15 protein-coding genes are annotated in these 19,417 nt (G+C 40.8%); all 15 read right to left on the bottom strand.

What is annotated here, in order from left to right; translation table 11 throughout:
• Positions 1-243: 243 nt before the first annotated feature.
• Positions 244-1,551: a BID domain-containing T4SS effector gene (locus tag FJG96_RS00145; protein WP_139412245.1), complete on the bottom strand. Its 1,308-nt coding sequence runs from the start codon at positions 1,549-1,551 to the stop codon at positions 244-246.
• 357 nt (positions 1,552-1,908) lie between these two features.
• Positions 1,909-2,733 carry a BID domain-containing T4SS effector gene (locus FJG96_RS00150; RefSeq protein WP_139412246.1) on the bottom strand — a complete coding sequence of 275 codons (825 nt, stop codon included), beginning with the start codon at positions 2,731-2,733 and terminating at the stop codon, positions 1,909-1,911.
• A 344-nt stretch (positions 2,734-3,077) separates the two neighbouring features.
• Positions 3,078-4,235: a BID domain-containing T4SS effector gene (locus FJG96_RS00155; RefSeq protein WP_139412247.1), complete on the bottom strand. Its 1,158-nt coding sequence runs from the start codon at positions 4,233-4,235 to the stop codon at positions 3,078-3,080.
• 306 nt (positions 4,236-4,541) lie between these two features.
• Complete coding sequence (locus tag FJG96_RS00160; protein WP_139412248.1) at positions 4,542-6,140, bottom strand: BID domain-containing T4SS effector; 1,599 nt, start codon at positions 6,138-6,140, stop codon at positions 4,542-4,544.
• A gap of 1,130 nt (positions 6,141-7,270) precedes the next feature.
• Positions 7,271-9,187: a Ti-type conjugative transfer system protein TraG gene (traG, locus tag FJG96_RS00165; RefSeq protein WP_139412249.1), complete on the bottom strand. Its 1,917-nt coding sequence runs from the start codon at positions 9,185-9,187 to the stop codon at positions 7,271-7,273.
• A 124-nt stretch (positions 9,188-9,311) separates the two neighbouring features.
• Positions 9,312-10,946 (bottom strand): BID domain-containing T4SS effector, encoded by a 1,635-nt coding sequence (locus FJG96_RS00170; RefSeq protein ID WP_139412250.1) that lies wholly within the window; start codon positions 10,944-10,946, stop codon positions 9,312-9,314.
• An 11-nt stretch (positions 10,947-10,957) separates the two neighbouring features.
• Entirely contained in the window at positions 10,958-11,173 is a 216-nt protein-coding gene (locus tag FJG96_RS00175) for an antitoxin VbhA family protein (protein WP_139412251.1), read from the bottom strand.
• A gap of 73 nt (positions 11,174-11,246) precedes the next feature.
• Entirely contained in the window at positions 11,247-12,317 is a 1,071-nt protein-coding gene (gene virB11 / locus FJG96_RS00180) for a P-type DNA transfer ATPase VirB11 (protein ID WP_139412252.1), read from the bottom strand.
• Positions 12,318-13,490, bottom strand: coding sequence for a type IV secretion system protein VirB10 (virB10, locus tag FJG96_RS00185; protein WP_139412253.1), 1,173 nt, complete (start codon positions 13,488-13,490; stop codon positions 12,318-12,320). It abuts the gene before it with no gap.
• The gene (virB9, locus tag FJG96_RS00190) at positions 13,483-14,349 is read right to left on the bottom strand and encodes a P-type conjugative transfer protein VirB9 (protein WP_139412254.1); all 867 of its coding nucleotides are present in this window, start codon (positions 14,347-14,349) and stop codon (positions 13,483-13,485) included. The genes virB10 and virB9 overlap by 8 nt, the downstream gene beginning before the upstream one ends.
• On the bottom strand, positions 14,346-15,050 hold the full coding sequence (locus FJG96_RS00195) for a VirB8 family type IV secretion system protein (protein WP_210234972.1): 705 nt from the start codon (positions 15,048-15,050) through the stop codon (positions 14,346-14,348). The genes virB9 and FJG96_RS00195 overlap by 4 nt, the downstream gene beginning before the upstream one ends.
• Entirely contained in the window at positions 15,004-15,318 is a 315-nt protein-coding gene (locus FJG96_RS00200) for a type IV secretion system protein VirB7 (protein ID WP_139412256.1), read from the bottom strand. The genes FJG96_RS00195 and FJG96_RS00200 overlap by 47 nt, the downstream gene beginning before the upstream one ends.
• Positions 15,319-15,529: 211 nt before the next feature.
• On the bottom strand, positions 15,530-16,534 hold the full coding sequence (locus FJG96_RS00205; RefSeq protein ID WP_139412257.1) for a TrbL/VirB6 family protein: 1,005 nt from the start codon (positions 16,532-16,534) through the stop codon (positions 15,530-15,532).
• Complete coding sequence (locus FJG96_RS00210) at positions 16,521-17,054, bottom strand: type IV secretion system protein VirB5 (RefSeq protein WP_139412258.1); 534 nt, start codon at positions 17,052-17,054, stop codon at positions 16,521-16,523. The genes FJG96_RS00205 and FJG96_RS00210 overlap by 14 nt, the downstream gene beginning before the upstream one ends.
• Positions 17,051-19,405 (bottom strand): VirB4 family type IV secretion/conjugal transfer ATPase, encoded by a 2,355-nt coding sequence (locus tag FJG96_RS00215; RefSeq protein ID WP_139412313.1) that lies wholly within the window; start codon positions 19,403-19,405, stop codon positions 17,051-17,053. Before FJG96_RS00215 ends, FJG96_RS00210 begins: the two co-directional genes overlap by 4 nt.
• Positions 19,406-19,417 lie beyond the last annotated feature (12 nt).

The following is a 19,417-nucleotide window of genomic DNA, read 5'->3' on the forward strand; positions in this document are numbered from 1 at the left end:
TTTATTCTGTTTTATGCCTTTTCACTGTGACTTTATGAGAGAGGATATAAAACTGAGCAGTTTCACATGATTTCACTCTTTTGATGCCGTTTATGATCACGCTTTAAAGACTGTTTTATCAATAGCTTAGATTAAGTGGTGGGAAAATGAACTTGGTTCCAACGTTCTCTCTTTCTTGGCGCAAATCACCTTTCTCTTGTGTTGCGCCAAGATGTTCGATTCAACGTGAAAACTTATGTCTGTTTAGCTGGCAAAAGCCATTGCTTTTGGGGCGGCAGTTTTGCGAGGACGCAAATCTGTTTCTCTTTCCCTTTGCTGGGTAGAGGGCGTTGTTCTTTCTTGTGTGGCTGCTGAAGATTCAAGGCGTTGAGCAGATTGTGAAACGCTTTGTTGCTGCTGCAAGTTTTGTGTTTGCTCAGATGCTTCACGATGTTCTTGTTGTCTCTGCTGAGTTTGTAAAAGGTTCTCTCTGACCTGTGTGACAGCTGTCGCATAATTGTCAAGGGCATCAATGAGGTGAGAAAGACCCGCTTCAGCATGAACGCGCGCTTTATTTTTTAACCCCCCAAAGCTGCGACCAGCGTATTTGTGAATAGACTTGGGGTCTCCGGCAAGTTGCTGTGCCAGCTGTTCTATTGTTTCAGGTTTTTGGAAAAGCTCTTCCACTTGTGATTGCAAAATATTTTCATTACCAAAAACAACTTTGCTCCAATATCTGATTTGCGCATGGTGTCTATTGACTTTTGAATTTTGATGAATTTGGGTGGACATGTCTGCTTCTGAAAGACTTTCTTTTTCCCTTTGATCCGGTTTTTTCAGCAGTTCAGCAACAGCAGCCTTTCCCATGAGACGTTCATAGTTTTTGAGTTCTTGCTCTGGAGATTGCAAGAGGCTCTCTCTTGCCTGTTTTACCGCTTCTGTATAACACTCAACGGTGAGACTGAGGGCGGAAAAACTCTCTTCTGCTTGTCTGCGTTCTCTATTTTTGAAGCCCAACATGCTTCTGCCGGAAAGTTTAGCAATGCTTTCAGGATGGGCTACCATGCGCCATGAGAGCTCTTCTCCCGCTTGGGGATTTCTTTGAATTTCCTGCATTTTTTCTTGCAAAATGTTGGGGTTGCCATAGGCTTTTGCCGATAATTGTTGGATTTCTTCTTGATAGGTTTTAACCAATGAATGGTGGGGAAGAAATTGTATGATTTCTTCTTCTGAGAGTTGTGTTGTTGCTCTTTGGGTGGCTTGTGGAGCAGCTGTTGCACGTGTCATTTCAGCTTCTTGCAGTTTTTGGGTCGCGCGCGTGCTTGAAAGAGGCGTTGTCGAATGCGTCATTCTAACAGATGCCTGTGCACTTGTCTCCATAATCGTTTCTTCTGCTAAAACAGAGAGACTTTCCTCATCTTGTTCCGGTATCGTTGATAGTCTTTTGCTTGTTAAAGGCTTTTCTTGAGGACGGGGGGCTTCGCCTGTGACCTCTGCCGCTGCTTTTTCATAGAGTTCTATGAGTTCTTTGATTGAAGAGGATGGAAAAGGGTGAGGGTGATCTTTTTTCATGCACGTTTCCTTTCAAAAATTGTTTTAGAAAACCTCTTTGGTGCATACTCGTTCTTTATGCTTGGATTACTTTGAGACAAAGGAAGATATTGAACTGATATGCGCTCCAAAGACCTGCGCTATTCGCACCCAACATAATGGAGCTTTGTGTCTTTTATACAGTTTTTTTGTGAAATCTTATCAATAAGTTACAATAAATAACAGGGTTTATTTTTAGGACCGTTTTAGGACTATTTTTTGTACCATTGTAAAACAATTCTTGGCGCAATCGCAACAAGACGATTTGCGCCAAGAAACTCACTGCAAAAGAGATTAAATAAAAAACAAAAGTTGATCTATTTTGATGTTAATGCCCCTTTACATGGCATAAGCCATTCCATGTTTTTGTTGTCGTGGGCTGTGCTCTGGACTATTTTGTTCTTGTCCTCTTGTGTGATGATGACGATGATGATGGTGGCTTTGAGAATGTTCTTGCTGGCGTCTTTGTTCCGCATGAGGGGTTTGCAAAATCCTATCCCTTGCCTCTGTTACAGCCTTTGTATACCCATCAATGGCATTAACGAGGTGTCTAAAACCCTCTTCAGCTTGTTTGCGTGTTTGACTTTTCATGCCAAGTGCGTGGCGACCAGCAAGTTTTCCCATGCTTTCAGGATTTTCAGCAAGTTGATCTGAAAGGTCTTTCCCTTTATGCGGATCTTTAAGGATGCCTTGCAAGTGTTGCTGGAAAAGGTTGTCTTTTCCATACACAATGCTACTCCAATGTATGATCTCTTCTCCATATGCTTGGACATGTGGGTTTTTTAAAAGGTGTACACTTATTTGGTCAGTTGTGAGGGAGGTTCTTCCTCTTTGTTGTGGGGAAACCGTTGCATAGTCTGTTTCAGACTCTTGTTGCCTTTGATTATGGCGTCCGCCTCTTGAAAGAGGATCAATGCTGCTCACGGATGCGTATACAACTTCCTCTTCACGTCTTGAGGGAGCAACCGTTGTGTAGTCTGTTTCAGACTCTTGGTGCTTTTGATTGTGGTGTCTACCTCTTGAAAGAGGATCAATGGTGTTTACGGATGCGTATAAAACTTCCTCCTCTGGGTTTGGTCTGCGCTGGTTTCCTCTGTTTTGTTTGTTCACTTGTGCATAGAGGGCTTCTGGATTTGCAGAAGGGTGTGGATGATGTTTTTTCATGCCTGTTTCCTTTCAATATTTTTAGAAAACCTCTTTGGGGCATTCTCGCCTTTTATGCTTTGTTTGCTTTGAGACAAAGGAAGATATCCAACTGAATGACCTCCAAAGATTTCGCGCTATTCGAGATCAGAGTAACGGATATTTGTGTCTTTTATACAGTTTTTTTATGAAATCTTATCAATGAGTTATAATAAATTACACCGTCCACTTTTAGGTCTATTTTTTGTACCATTGTAAAACAATTCTTGGCGCAACCGCCATGAAACAATTTGCGCCAAGAATTTCACTGAATAAAGAGATGATATGAAAAACAAAAATTGATCTGTTTTTATGTTGATGCCCTCTTACATGGCATAAGCTATTCCTTTTTCTTCCTGTCTTTGTCGTTGAGGGCTGTGTTCTGGACTATTTCGTTCCTGCCCTCTGGCGTGACGATGGTGGTGATGGTGACGTCGGTGTTCAGGGCTTCTTTCTGGACTCTCTTGTTTTTGACCTCTTTCCAGATCACGTGTAAAGTCTTTGTGGAGCTTTTGTGCCTTATGGATATGTCTTTCAAGAGATGAGCAAAGGTGACGAAAGCCCTCTTCAGCCTCTTTACGATCGGGGCTCTTTACGCCAAGAAGTTGCCGACCAGCAAGCTTTCCAGGACCTTCAGGATTTTCTGCAAGGTCCCATAAGATCTTTTCTGCTCCTTGAGGATTTTCAAGAATCTTCGCAAGTGGTCCATTCAAGGCATGTTCGTTACCGTAAACAACTTTGCACCACTCTTGAGTTTCTCTTACACCATATTGAAAGTCTGTGTGTTGTAAAAGCCTTGTTGTAACCACATCTTTTGGGGTTCTGGGAGGAGGCGTTGTTGCTCTGCCAACGCCTTCGTAGATGGGATTTTCCCGTTGTTGGCGTTCTCCGCCTTCAGCGCCCGCGCCCAATGTTGCATAGACAGTTTCTATTGGTTTATGGGGAGAGCGCCCGCCCTGTGTTCTCGGATCAATTTCTTCATAGAGAGAATCTGTTGGCTTTGGGGAGGAGCGTAGATCCTCATTGCTCCCGCTCGGTGAGTCATAGAGGGGATTTCTTCGCTCTTGGAACTCTGTTTCACCCGTTGCGAGATTAACGACGGCGTAGGGATTTGTGGGGTTTTCCGGAGAAGGCTCACGCGAACCCCTCCCAGCGGTTGGACGAGAAGCTCCTAAGGGATATTGGGGAGCATAGACCGTTCCTCCCAGTGGATTTTGAGGGGCATAAGGAGTTTCTTGCGGTCGTTGAGAAGAGGGCGTATCATACCCACCTGCTCCCATTCTCGGGGAGTTGTAGGGCGAATTTGTTTGCTCTCTTCCCCTCGGTCTGTCGTAGGGATCTTCTTGGAGAGGTGGTCGACTTCTATTTGCTGCTTGTATTTCTTCTGGGCTTGGGATGCGCGGACCTTTTCTGTGTGATTTATCAACTTTGGCGTAGAGGGCTTCTGGGTTCTGAGGGTCTGATTGTGGGTGGCTTTTTTTCATGGCTGTTTCCTTTCAATATTTTGAGAAAACCTCTTTGGTGCATTCCCCACTTTTTTGATATCTTGATAAAAGAAGATATCGAATTGAATGGTCACCAAAGATTTCGCGCTATTCATATTGATCTGTAGTGGGGATTTATGTCTTTTATACAGTTTTTTTGTGAAATCTTATCAATAAGTTATAATAAATTATAGGATCAATTTTTAGGACTATTTTTTTGTAACATTTTAAAACAATTGGTGGGGGCAAGCGCGATGAAATGATTGGAACCAAGCGTTTTGTTGGAAGGCAAAAAAGTGCGCGTTTTTAGCCGGTTAGAGCCAGCGATGAAGAGCGACTAACTTTTAAAGTACGAACTTGACATTGGGCTTCTTGGGTGTTCTTGACAGTCTGCGCAATTTCTTTGGCTTTGCTTTCCGATGTCCCAAGAAGACAAGCCAATCTTGTATGATCTCTTTCTTGTATGGCTTTGCGATCTTCTGAGGAGAGACGATTGTGGAGTTGGCGTAAAAAGGTATGGAGTTCTTGTCGGAGTGCGGGAGAATGCAATAAAGCTTCCCTTTGTTGTTCTTCTGGTAAGGCAAAAAGGGTTTGTAAATTTTTTCCAGGTTTCTCAACCCCGTGGCTTAGGCGTTTTTGTTCTCTTTGGTGTTGTCCTAGAATTTCATCTTTTGTTTGTTGGGTTATTGTGCCATAATCTTTAAGGGCGTGGCTGAGTTGTGGAACAGTCTGTTCGGCGTGTCTGCGATTTGGACTTTTCATATCAAGGATTTTTCTCCCTGAAAGTTTAGAAATTGATTGAGGGTTTTCTAAAATTTCATCGGCAAATTGATTTCCTAAGTTTGGAGCTGCCGTTATCATATCCAATTGTGTCTTTAAGGCGTGGGCTTTACCATATACAGTCTTTGATAAATGTTCGATTTCTTTTCGGCTTGCTTCAACATAAGGGTCATTTGAAACTCTTGCAAATAACTCGTCGTTTGTGAGAGGAGCTAAGGTTTCTTGTGGGATCAAGGTTTCTTTTACATTTTGAACGTTGCTTTTTTGAAAGCAGAGACGATCGCCATTGCGTAATGTTTTGATTTGTTCTGGAGAAAGATCATCTTTGTGGCCCACGACGAATCCCCCTCCGACTTCCATGACAAACCCTTCTGCTGAAGCGCCTCTAAAGATGCCGTCATAGGGGACCCCTTCTTTTGCGGCAACAACAACACGATTATTAATTTCATCTAGTCCAGCGTCTCTCATCTGGGAGATAAATTCTTTTAAAATAAGAGATTTTTGCGGATGGGTGACATCTTCAAAAAGATCTTTCATCGGTTGAGGATTGCTATGTTGTATGGCTTCAATACAAGCTGCTGTCATGCGTCCTTTTGTGATGAACGAAAAGTCAATGCTATGGCCTGCTGCTTGTCCAAGTTTTTCCATAAACATTCGATTGACGCGTCCATTGCCTGTTCGGAAAGGATGTGCGTGCTCGAGCATCATAAAAACGTCAGCGGCATTTTCAGCAAACTCTTGGCGCGATAAACCTTGTAAATTGTTCTTTTCGCTTAGTGTTCTTTCAAGTTGTGTGAGCTCTTTTTTTATCTGCGGACCGATGGCAAAAGGAACATCATACCCTTTAGGGCGCATCGCCGGCATACGGGCAGTGCTGCCATCTTCAAAGGTAAAGGATGTATCGCGGGTTTGACCTGCCCATTCAAAAGTTTTGTGGAAGAAGCTCCAGTGGATTAATTTGAGATAAGCGGCATCAAATTTTAGAGGGGGTGATTCATGACGAAAATTAACAGCCTCTCTGGCGGCTTCATGGGCGCTGCGTTCATATAGTTTTTTTGGGTTTTTGATGCCATATTTATTTTTTAGGGTTGAAGTTCCTTTATAGAGATAATTTTGCTCTAACATATCGTCTCTCCTGAGAAAGTAGGGTGGGAATTGATATGCGCCTTAAACGCGGGTCATGTTGAAAGTCCCCCAGCGCGTATTCTTTTGAGATTTTGAGTGTTATGAGAGAAAGTGCTCTTCCCTCTTTGAGGTAAGGGAAAGAAGCTAAAAAGAAAAATATTGTTTAAGACTTTTGCTGTTTTGCTTTTAGTAAAGTAGTTTGCAAAAGCGCTTTGATGAAGGACGCGGATATGGCGGAGAGGATTGCTCTTGGTTATCGGACGGCTTTGGAACTTTTCATACATAGCACTTAGATTGGGAAGTTTATGAATAAAAGCAGTCATCAAGAATTTTACTCCATAATATTTTTCTTCTTGGTCTCTGTGAACATCTTGTTGGTCTATATTAAAAATAAAATGTTTTTTACTTGGTCTTGTTACTCTTATTGTATTGTGCTTCTTTAAGATCCATAAGAGGGAAAAACTTTCTGTGGTGAGAAAGAAAAGCGCTTTTTTAGCGCTTGGTTATTAAAATAGAACACATTATGATATCGTAAAGGGGGGAAGCTTGTATAAGAATGATTTATTCATTTTTGTGTATCTCTCGAATATGTTTTGGAAAAAAATCAATGCTTATCGTGGGGGGAGAGCTCTTGTCTCAAAGGGAAATCTTTTGTTTTTCTTGCATCATTGAGATTGGTTATGAGCGTTCTTAAATATTTTTGCTTGTCTGTAAGGGGATAGGCATTGCCGCACGCTTTTGTTGATTGCGTTCTTTAATCATAGAATAGATTTGAAATGAGAGCGTCTTAGGCTATTGGGTCTCTCATTTAACCAAATGAGACTAATTGTCATTATAAATAAATGTGTTGTCATAAATTATATATGAAAAACTTTGTGAGAGGGTGTTTCTTTTCTTAAGAGAGATATTGATATTGCTCTTGGTTGGGGGATGGACGTTTTTTATAAAAATTTAAAGATCATGGGCGCTGGTAAAATGATACGCAAAATAGCAAGGGGAAAATAGAAAAGGAAAAATCACGGGCTTTGTGACCCTGTTTTTCTGGTATGGTAGTAGGGTGTTTTTTTGTTCGTAGGCTTTTAAAAAAACAGCAATGTATACTTTTTTGTTGTTATCATCATTGATGAGGGTTAGCTTTTCTTTTGTGGGGCAAAGCGGTTTTTTGCCGCTGCGGCTAGCATTTCTTTTCTTCTGAAATAGATGGCGCGACCACATCGCAGAGGGGGTTGTCCTTGCATGAGAATAATTTGCTCATCTTGACGCATTTCTTGAATAACTTCGTGAGGTAAAATAAGAGCTCTTTGTTGGTAATTGATGTTGTAAGAACTCTTTCCTAAGGATAAACCTCTTGATTTGTTCGTTCCGGTGACTTCAACGGTCATTTGACCACAGCGTTCTGAAATGTCTTTCGCTGTTTGAAGGTCTTTAATGGCAGCATAGCTAACAAAGGAGCAGCTTTCAAACCATGAACGTGCTCCTGCTTCGCCAAAGTGATTGACCAACTGACCAGAAGATTGATAAAAGAGCATCAAGGATGTTCCATATTTTCGTCCACGATCACGTGCTTCTTCTAAAATATTCATATAACCTAGAAGATCTACCTCATCTAAGACAAATAAAACACGCTTTTTATACTTACCGTCTGCTGTCACCATGGCATTGAGAAAGGCCCCAATAATCACACGTCCGATTGCTGGATAACTGTTTAAAATGCTAGCAGGAAGATTGAGAAAAACATCTGTATTGCCATCTGTGATATCTGAGGAGGAAAAATCATCGCCGCAAACAAGATCGGCGTAATTGGATAAAGAAAGCCATTGGGTGTCTTTTGAGGCGGTTGTATAAACGCCTGAAAAGGTTTGCTCCGCCATTTCTGTAAAAATCCCCACCATTTCACGAATAAAAGGAGAAGGGGTTGTGTCTTGAATCATGCGTAGTTGATTGACAACCGCTGTTTCTGATTGAGAGAGAATGCCACGTAATGTTTTTAAATTGCGCTCTTCGTCTTCATATTCATCTGAAAATATAACATGAGCAAGAAGAGCCGTTAAAAGATTATGGGCTTGTGTCGAGAAATATTCCGCTGAAGAATTGTCTGATTTTTTATCGGTAAGAAGCAGTTTAGAAAAGCTTACAATATTCGCTTCACGTTGCGTGCGTGGGACACTGTCATCTAAAAGCCAATCGATGACATTAAAATTTTTTGTTAAAAGTGAATTAGGATCGAGAACAATAACATTTCTATTGCCCATTTTTTGACGCGCAAATTTAACCATTGGGGCAACTTCCGTTGAAGGATCAAGACAAATAACAGAGCCTGGATAGGTTAAACACGTGGGAACTACTGTACTTGTAGTTTTATAGCCACCAGAGCCAGCAAAAAAAATCATATGAGTTGAGCCAAAATCAAGATTAAAGGTGAGCAACGGGGCTGTTCCACCCTTGCCCCATGTTGTTTTATTGCCAGGGGCAAAGGGAATTTTGCACACATTATCTTGATCAACACGGTATCTTTCTCCTACAACAATTTGCCCATTGGCAGGAAAGATTTTTGCTGCCTCATTTAGATTCATCCATGCGGCATCCCCAAAAACACCTTTTTTGGCACGCTTGACCCTATTTTTAGGGGGAGAGGTTGTGATGAATTGAATGAGGGAAAAAAAACCACCAATGATGATGCCAAAGATAACCATGGGATCCATGAATTGAAGTGCATAGCTCCACGTTATTCCTTGTTGGCCAACATAGGGACTTAAACGTTTTATTTCACCTCCAATATAGTAAAGGGCAATGGTTCCAAAAAAGGCTAGGGAAACAAAAGTGATGATTTTACGCAAGTGCAGTTTTTGCGAGAGACTATACAACAATGAAACAGCAGCTGTTAGTGATAAGACTAATAAAGGCTCTGAACGAAGGGTCCAATACATTTGATCGCTCTTAAGGCCATTTGTTATCAGCAACAAAAAATGAGGGACAAGGAATATCGTTAAAGCACCTAAAGCAATAGGGGTTAAAATAAGGACCATTTGTGTCTTGGTATATTTCATTGTATTTTATTCAATCCTCTTTAGAATATGCTGCGAAATGCCCTTTTTTCCAAAGGCACAAGAGAGCGCTCATCTGTTTTTGTTTGTGCGCTCTTCTCATGAAAAAGAAAAAATTTATCCATTCTTAGCTGGCCATAGCGAGCACATTTGAACGGTTGACTGCGCGTGTGCAGGTTTGCTGGTGCACTTCTTTGGCTTGCTTAATGGTTTGTGTAATTTGCTTGGCTTTATTTTCCGAGACACCCATGCTTTCAGCTAATGCTTCATACGCATTATTTTTGACAGCTTTATGTTCAGCTGTGGAAAGACGGCTATTGATGTTTTTGACAAAGCTGGTCAACTCTTTTTGAAGTCCAAGATTTTTTGCTAAAACTTCTTGCTGTAATTCTTTTGGCAAGGCAAAAAGATCTTGCAAGCTTTGACTTGGCATTTCTACTGTTTTGGCACAGCGTTTTTGTTCTGCTCTATGTTCTTGAGTAATTTCCTTCTCCGCATGTTTTACAGCATGAGCGAAATTGGTAACAGCAGTACAGAGGAGATCAACATGATTTTTCGCGTTTGCACGTGTCTGATTTTGGAGTCCACATAAATTAAAACCTGCAAGATGAGCAACAGAGTCTGGTGCCTTTTCAATCTGGTTGGCAAGCTGTTGACCTAAGCTTGGATTTTTAATAATCGCGACCATTTGTTTGTCTAATGTTTGTGCGTTGCCATAAACAATTTTTGCCAACTGCTGAATTTGTTTTCGCGCTGTTTGAACACAGGCATCTTCTGCAACCCTTTCAGCCTTTTCAATTTTTGTCAAAGGGGCTAATTGCTCTTCTGGAATGAGAATGCCTTTTAACTCTCGTGTTTGTGGAACGGTGAAGGTAAATCTATCACCGGGTTTTAATGTTTTGAGTTGTTCTGGTGTGAGATGTTCTTTACTTCCGATGATGTAAGCTCCTTTCACATTGAAGGCAAAGCTGTTAAGGCCAGCACCTCTATACAGGCCCGTGTAAGTTTCACCTTCTTTTACAACCATAACAGGGCGATCATTCACATTGCGTCCGCTGTTTTTCATGTTATCCATGAATTCTTTTAAAAGACATACCTTTTCTGGATGAGAGATATCTTCAAACAGATGTTGCATCGGTTCTAGATCACCCTTTTCTGCGACTGCAACACTAGCAAGAAGCATGCGTTCTTTTGTGACAAGCGAAAATTCAAGTCGATGGCCTGCGCTTTTGGCAAGATTTTCAAAAAATGCCCGTTGTGTGCGTCCATTGCCTTCTCTGAATGGGTGGATTTGGTTGAGAGCGTTAAATAAGTGTATTGCTTCCGAATTAAATTCTTCGCGCGATAAGCCTTGCAAATTGTTTTTTTCGGCAAGCGTTTGATCTAATTGTTGTAAACCTTCTTGGATCTCATCTCCGATTGCAAAAGCATTTTCCCAGCCTGTTCTTTTCATTTCGGGCATGACGGCTGTGGTGCCATCTGAAAATGTAACGGGGATATTTCGAGTCAAACCAGCCCACTCAAATGTGTTGCTAAACAATTTTTTATGAATATGGCATAGATAGGCGCTATCAAACTGTTCTGGTAAGGACTCTTCGCGCAGATTAATCATTGCCTTTGTTGTATCATGCGAACATTTTTTCAAAAAAGTATCAAGGTCCTTTGTGCCATATTTATTTTTTAATGTAACAGTTTTAGGATAGAGGTAATTATGGGGAGAAGGGTTGTTTATATTTTTTGTTTTTGCTTTTGCTTTGGGCATTGTTAATCTCCTTATAGTGGTGCGTTTTCCATAAGCGTATTAAATTCTTCGAGTGAAATATTTCCCCTTGCGTATTCTTCTAAAATTTTTAGCGTTGTGGAATGAAGCTTTATCCCTTCTATCGTATGGGTGTTGATGGCGGCATCAACGGCTTGGCGGCGGCATTTTAATTCTTCCGCTGTCATCAATAAAAGATTTTCTCTGTTTCCTGTTGTTTTGCTTTTCATGCATTGTTCCTTTTATGGGCGATGTATGTTCAATCGTTGCTTTAAAAGAGCCTTCAATCGATGTAATCTTATTCTAGTCTCCGCCAAAGATGTTGCGTTGTTTGAAGGGATCATAATAAATTTCTGTGACCTTAAATTTCCCTTCAACCCGTTTGCATTGGATGATGATATCAATCATTGAAATCAATAAACCTCGAATATCATCACGCTCTAAATCACCCCCTCCTTCACTTTCTTTGACTAAAAGGGTCATTTGCTCAAAGGCAGCAAGGGCTGTTGAGGCATGGACCGTCGTAATGGAACCTGGGTGGCCTGAATTGACATTGCGGATATAATAAAAGGCTGTACCATCCCGAAGTTCTTGCAAAAGAATACGATCAGGACGCATCCGTAAAGATGATTCAAGCAATTCCTTGGGGCCAACAGAAGCTAAGCCTTGTCCATCTTTTGAATAGATCATCGAGACATGGTTAGGGTGCGGGATCACCAATTCTTGTGTGTCTTCAATGGTGATAATACGCTCGTCTTGAGGAATTTTAGCGATTAATGCTTTTGATAATGTTGTTTTTCCCGAACCAGTTTTTCCCGCAATCAAAATGTTTTTCTGGCATTTTACAGCCTGATTTAAAAAGAAAACAAAGTCTTTATTGCAGTAGGCAGTAGCTAAGTTATGCTCGCTGAGTTTGAGTTCATTAAAACGCGTGTGATAATCATTCAATGGTGTGAAAGAAACCTGCTCACAGTGCGAAAAGAGACCTTTATTTGCTAGTTCTTCGAGAGAAAAACTCTGTGAGGAGGGTTTACGAATTGTCATACTAATCGTGCCTTTTTCAACAGCGGGTGGAATGACAATTTGAATGCGCTCATTGCCTGGTAGAGTTGCGGATAATATTGGGTTTTTGTCTGATATATTTTGCTTGGAATAGGACGCGACAACTTTCGCAATTCCCATAAGCTCATTGAAAGAGAGAGCCGGTGCTTCTATTGTTTTCCAGCCATCAATCCCTTCCGTCATCACTTGATGGGGACGATTGATCACAATTTCAAAAAGACTCTCATCTTTCAAAAAAATACTGATCGGTTCAAGTTTTGTCAGAACAATCGCGACGGTTTCATCGCTCATGGTGTGTAAGATTTGGGTCATTTAAGGTATCGCAGAATTTTTGTAAAAGTTTCTTGAAACAGCTCGATTGATAATCTGTTTTTTGTTTTCGATGACTTTCAATTTATAAACGCCGGAAAAATCTAAATCGCGGGCGACAAAAACGTTTACCATTTCCCCTTGGTTTTTGGATAAGGTTGGAGGAATATTGGCGTAATTTTCGACAATAATATTGGCGATGTTTTGTCCTGAAGAGATCGTTTCAGTCTCTTCTTTTTCTTGTTTTTTTAATAAACGTTTATTGGCATAGCTTGTTGCATCTTTTATCAGGGAGACAAGAAGGGCAGATCCAATCCGCTCTAACCAATGATTATCAATATCACCGTCAATCCCAGAGCGTCCTAAACTGTCTGTTGCCGGTGATGCTAAAGATATAATGATACCATTGGGGGTTTTTGCTCTGTTCCATAGCACAAAGAGACGTTTTTGGCCTTTTTTCAACCCAGCGCGATATTCTCCAACAATTTGAGTACCTTTATCAAGAAGCACAACACGACCATTGTCGGATAAAATATCTCTGGAGACGATACAACTGGCAAAACCTTGTTGATCGCTGTTGATCGCTGTTTCTAAGATACAAGGGATAGACGTTCCCATCGTGATAATATAATTTCGATTGCCAAGGGTTGAAGCACGAATCCCTTCAAGCACTGTGGGTTTGAGAAGATGATTAAAGCGTTGTGTTGTCTCATCGGGCTTGCTTTCCAGTTGCTGTGCCAAAGCGCTGTTATTGGTTTGTGAATCTCCTTTGCCTTGTTGTGCATTCGCATAAGCTAATACAGGAGCACGTTGTGCAGCTTCCAGTAGCGGATCATCAGAATTTAATTGATTGATGTTGGGTGTTGGGAGCTCGACTTTGGGTAACAGACCGTCCTTTCGATGCGCCTGTTCAGGGGAGGGAGGGGTAGGCTTTGCAGGGCGAAAAAGTTCTGTTTGTTTGATAACTTTTCCTTCTTTTAAAGATTCAATCGATTGTTTTTTCTCTGTTGGTTGTGTTTTGTCTGTGACAAGTGTGGAATAGGCTAAATAAAGACAGACACTGAAAAGGATAATAAGAGCAATTGCTTTGCCTACATTGCTCTGTTGACTTTTTCCTTGAGCATTTTTTATGGTATCGCGATCATTAATGTTCTTTTCATCCACGGTATTATTCATGGCTGTTTCCTATGTTCACTTTACGTTGTACAGATGGGGATGTCGTCCCTGTTTCAGGGTTAATTCCTTGTGGGACGAACCTTTTATTAAAGATGCACAATACTTCATTCCCACGCCGTAGCGTGAATTGTGCCGCTGTCGCATGAACAATAACCTTGTTGCCTTTGATTGATTTAGGAATAAGAGCCTCTTGCCCATCAGGCGTTACAAGGTAAATGGTGGGAATTTCAACATTGCCTAAAAAGGTAAAGGTGGTTGTTTTCCCATTATCATAGACAGAAGCAGGTTCAATGAGGGATGAACCTTGAGCTTCATAAGCCCAATTGCGAGGTCCAAAATCTTCATGGATATTTAAAATATCATTGACATAGTTTTCTTCACGTTGTTCGGCTTTTGCCGCTTCGGCTAATTTTTTACGCAAGGCTTCATCTTCTGGATAACGAAACTTGACCAAGAAATAGGTCTCATTACCGGCTGAAACGTCGCCGTCACGGATTTGCAGCTCAAATTGATAGGAGCGTTGTATTCCATCTTGGCGGCTTGTGACGATTTGTAAATTGGTTACAGGTTGGATTTCACGCGGTTTGAGAAAAACAAAATGGCCAGCTGGCGCAACTTGCCAAGCAACCGAATTGCCAATTCCTACATAAGTGACTTCTTCATCATCGGCAAATTCCAGTTGAACGGATGAACGAATGGAGCCAATGATTTGTACGACGTTGTAGGGGTCATAATTGACAAATCGGATGCGGTTATCTTTACGGGCACTGACAGGCGCTGTTTCTGCAAATGAGAAAACTGTGTGAAAGCTGAGAGTGATCGTAAAAATTAAAAAGATTATTTGTAAAAGTCTGATCATTTTATCACCTCTGGATCAGATCTATATTCCGATACTTGGAAACCAAGGGGGTTGATGAGACGATCAGACGTTGAAATATGCGCATTGATGTAAGAAAAATTTAGGATTGAAATCCAATGGGAAATATTTTCTTTTTCATTAAAGTCTCTGACCGTTTTATAATAACGAACTTGGATAAGATCTTGGCTTATAAAAGAGATTGATTTGATTGTGACCGTTGCAATCATGTTATGATAAATATTTTGCGGACTTTCTGGATTGTTGCCCGAGTACCATGTTGCAAAACGGTTTTGTTCTTTTGGAGAAGATAAAAGAGAGACTAAGCGAAAGTTGTTTTCCGCTTCTGAGGCTTGAAAACCTTCACGCGCACGAACATATTGGCTAGCAAAATAACGCGTTATCGCTTCATCATAGTCGTTAGGAGAGTCTTTTAGGGCGCTTACAGTATCGATGATGCCTGTTGAGTTATCAACGCGGATAACAAAAGGCTCTACCGTTTTCAAAGGTGTTAAAGCTGCGACAGCCAAAGCCAGCGCAATGGTCATCAATCCAAAAAGCACTGTTAAAGCCATGGAAATTTTCATCCGCACGCGCATGCCATGCATGCGGTCAATGTCAAATGAGCGGGCTTCTTTTATATATTCTTCAAGGGCATCACTTTTCACGCGGAACCTCCACAGTTTTTTCAGATCGTGCTTCATGAATAGCCGGCTTTAATAAAGCTGGATGAATTGCTAAGTTGGCTGTTGCTTTTTCACTTTCCAAAGTATTGAGAATAATGGGCGTGGTAACAGGATGTACGGCCTTTTCTAAGGAGGCAACGTTTTTGTTGTCCCAATTCCACTTGTCCTTATTTAAAGCACGTGTCTGTTTGCCATTACAGCGTGGTGGTTTTTTGGGACCACTCAAAGAGGCACAGCCAGAAAGTGCGATTGTTAGGATCATAACAAAAGTTAGTTTTCGTTTCATTTTTTAAACTCACAGATATCTTGGAATACAACGCATGAGAGCCTTTTATTTTGAACATTTTTACAAGTTTATGGGATGCAAGATTGTGATTGGTTTTATTGTAAGGCCCAAGATGTTAAGTCTTTCATGGAACAAGACCATGGTGCGTGCGCCAAAAGGTGCACGCAAAGTAAAAACCAAAATGTTCCTTCTTTTAAAGAGGTGCTTTATCTTAAAACCGACCACGACCACCTCCAGATCTTCCCGCTTTTGCTGCCGCGCCTGCTGCACCTTTTGCAGCATTCCCAGCTGCTCCTGAGATTTGTGAAGCAGCACTTTTGACCGCATTCCCACTCGCTCTTGCACTATTGGCAAGCATTGTGAAGATTTGTCCTCCTGAAGAGACACCAGCACTAAAGTATGGTCCGCCAGAGGCCAGCGCTGTGGCAATACCAGGAAGCGCTCGGAAGATAATAACACCTATGATCGAAATAACGATGACAGGTGGGAAAAGAACATAGATTGATTCATAGGAAACTCTGAGAACTTGGATGATCACTTGGCATATAATTGTTCCAAGCATGATTACGAGAACTTGTAAAATGGTAAAATTAACCAACGTTGTAATCCACGCATCGGTGTATTTTCGCGTTGCATTGAACAAATATAAACTAATGAACAGAGGTCCAAGACCTATAATCATGACCAGTGCAACTTGGGCAAACATTTGCACAATAAAGCCACCTATACAAAAGAGAATAACGGCCAGAAGCATGATAGAACCAAGAAGACCCACAATGATCTTTTCAAAAAACCAAGCATTGTATAAAACTTCTTGATAGCGGTCACTTGCCTTTAACAAAATATAATCAAAAACATTGGAATTTGCAGGATTGCTGTTTAACGCATTCCCAATCGCGTTGGACAAGTCATTGAAGAAAATATCTTTGACATAACTATTAAACGTCTCTGCATTCGTTGCCATTGTTGTCACAACAACAATTTTAACAACATTATTGAGAAGATTATGCATGGAAAGCGCAACGCGACCTGTCATAACATTATAGCCATAAAGAAAGATAAAAATGATTGCAGCAAGATTTAAGGGCGCTGAAATAGCAGAAGACAACCCACTCACCGTTGTGTCCATCACATTGTCGAGAGGCTTTAAAATATACCCAGAAATGCTTTCAAAGGGAGAAAACTTATCAAATTTAGGGAAATTATAGTCTGACATCTGCACCAGTACTTTCAAGTTTTTCTTTGAGTTTTTCTTCTTTTTCTTTTAATTGTGCTTGAAGTAATTTATGTTTTTGTTGCTCCTTTTCTTCACGCAGCTCCTCTTTTGTCTTCGTATCTCTGGCTTGAATCATATTAAGGGCCTGAAGTTTTAAAGAATTTGCTTGAAGATCGGCTTGAAGAAGAGAAACTTTTACTTGAAGCTCTTGTCGAAGAGCTTGTCGTTTCTGCAATTCTTCAAGGTTAGAGTTTTTGTCAGCGTCTGAGGTCGTTTCAGTTGCTGTTGTCTCTGTTTGTGACTTCAGCTGTTCAAGTTGACCATTTATCTCTTTAATTTTTTTTGCAGTTTCAGTGGCTTTCTTATAAATGGTCTCAGCGGTTTCTGATTTTGCAGTATCTAATTTTTGTGTATTTTCGAGTGCTTGTTTATAATATTCGTCTGCATCGGGGGACATTTGTGCGAGTGCATGAGAAATAAAAGAAAAAGATAACAGTGTCACTAAGCCATATTTTTTCATTGTTTTTTTCTCCTTTGATAAAATATGGGCAGCCATTTTTCAGGGTCTGCGCCATGTTCGTTTATAATTTCATTCATAAGTTCAATATTTTTTGTTGTGCCGCTTAAAACGGCAATCTCATCGTTCATTCCCCGTAAGTTAAGTTCTGCAACGACAGAACTTTGTCCTTGTTTGACGAGAAAACGGCGGGATTCCCTGCTTAATTCTGACTGTATCAGTTCAAATTCACGCTCAGTAAGTTTAAAAGCTTCAACATAATCATTGTAATTTGCTTTTTGATTGGGAAAAAATATTTGGGTGGGGCATTGCTCAATAATGGTGTGTGCGATTGTGGAGTTTAAAGCGTCTTTAGGGCTTTGTGTGGCAAAGAGCATCATGCCATTTTGTTTACGGATTGTTTTGAGCCGATCTTGCGCAAAGGCTTTGAATGAATCATCTTCTAAAGCTTTCCAGAATTCATCAACGACAATGATGATGCGCCGTCCATCAATCAGATCAAGAATGCGGTGAAAGAGATACATCATCAAGGGGCGCCGAATTTCTTCGTTGTCTAAGAAATCGGTCATGTCATAGCCAATAAACTGTGCATTTAAATTAAGATCATCTTGATCATTGTCAAAAACCCATCCTAAATCATTGCCTCTAATCCAGCGTTGTAGCCGTATGGCAATCCCTTCTTTGGATGTATTGTCAAAAAATAGTTGAAGGGCACCAAGAGAGCGTTGTGTTGGGGGTAAGTTTTCTAAAGAGTCAATGGCTTTGGCGATATCTTGTCGCTCTTCTTCGGTCACGATTTGCCCTTCACTGGTCACAAGCTTTAAAATCCAATGACGAAGAAAGATTTTATTTTTTTCATTGTATTCCATGCCCTTTAAGGGGGCGATACCGGTGGGTTGTCCATTTTTGAGAGGTTTATATTTTCCACCTCCAGCACGTACAAAAATCTCTGCTCCTTGATCTTTGTCAAAAAAAACCATGGTCGGATTGTGTTTTTGTAATTGTGCAAGAAGAAAATTAACAATCACTGTTTTACCAGACCCCGATGGACCACAAACAAACGTGTTTCCAAGATCTCCATAATGAAAATTAAAGTAGTAAGGTGAACCAGCCTGTGTTTTGAGTAATGCAACAGCAGCTCCCCAAACATTATCGTTCAATTTGCCAATGGGGAAAGAATGGAAGGGCGATAAAGCTGCAAAATTCCTGCTGGTAATAGCGCCTGAACGTGCACGATAGCTAAAGTTTCCAGGCAATTGTGCCCACCATGCGGCTTCTAATCCTAAATCTTCTCTGGCAATTACGGCACCCCCATTGGTTAAATGGGAACGTGCTTTTGATAAGTTCTCTGTCAATATTTTGGGATGATCCGCAAAAACGGCTAAAGAAATATGATGTTCGCCCAAAACAAAACGGTTTGACTCTAAATCATCTAAAGCTTCATCCAGTGCATCAATTTGTGAGCTAGCCCGGTCGGCTGCATTAATCATTTGGTTTTGTTTGCGGCTCATAATGGCACTGGCGGCCGCTTTACTTTTAAAAACAAATGATTGTGTTAAGATGAATTCAAAGGGGACCGTAAGCAAACCATCGGTCATTCCAGGGCGGGTTTTAGAAGGATATTCTTTCCAGCCAAACATGCCGACAAAGCGCTCATTACTTTCATGGCGAATTTCGATAATTTCTTTCCCAAAAATAACGCGATCTGAGTAAATCGTTGAGGCAATGGTGCCAAATGTAAGAGGAATACGTTCACGTCTTCCTCCCACTAATTGATGGAGAAATTCACTTTGTTCGGAAAATAAAAGTCCTTCATGTTCATAGATTGATAGGAGACGGACTTCATATTCTTCTAAACCTTGCATGAGATCTTGACTTAACTCTTCGAGTTTCTGAATAGCTTCTGCGTCAGGTTCAGATTGTGTTTTTTTAGCTTTGCTCAAGCGCTGAAAAAATGAAGCTAGTTGTTGTGTCTTGTCCGCTGCGGGGTTCCAAAGCAGTGAAATAAACAGATCATTTCGATACAGCTCTTGTGAAACCATTTTCTTTTTATATTTTTCATCTAATGTTGTGGCAAAAGATGAAAGAAAATGTCCTTCTGGATAAATCGTTTCACGACGACGGATGATGTGAGAATATAAAGCAACCCGTTCATCTGCGATATTTTTCAAAAGAGTGTTTAATTGGTTGTGTAAAGAATTGAGTTGATCAATGTCTGCTGTGTCAAAATTGACACCTTCAACAGCCATCACAACCATTAAACAGCGTGAGTTTAAGGCAATGACATGCTGGTTGATGTAGCGTATATAGGGAATATATTCTTCAGGCAAAGTTTCCCGTTTCATCATTGACATCTGTTTCACCGG

The organism is Bartonella mastomydis, from assembly GCF_900185775.1.
Taxonomy (GTDB): domain Bacteria; phylum Pseudomonadota; class Alphaproteobacteria; order Rhizobiales; family Rhizobiaceae; genus Bartonella; species Bartonella elizabethae.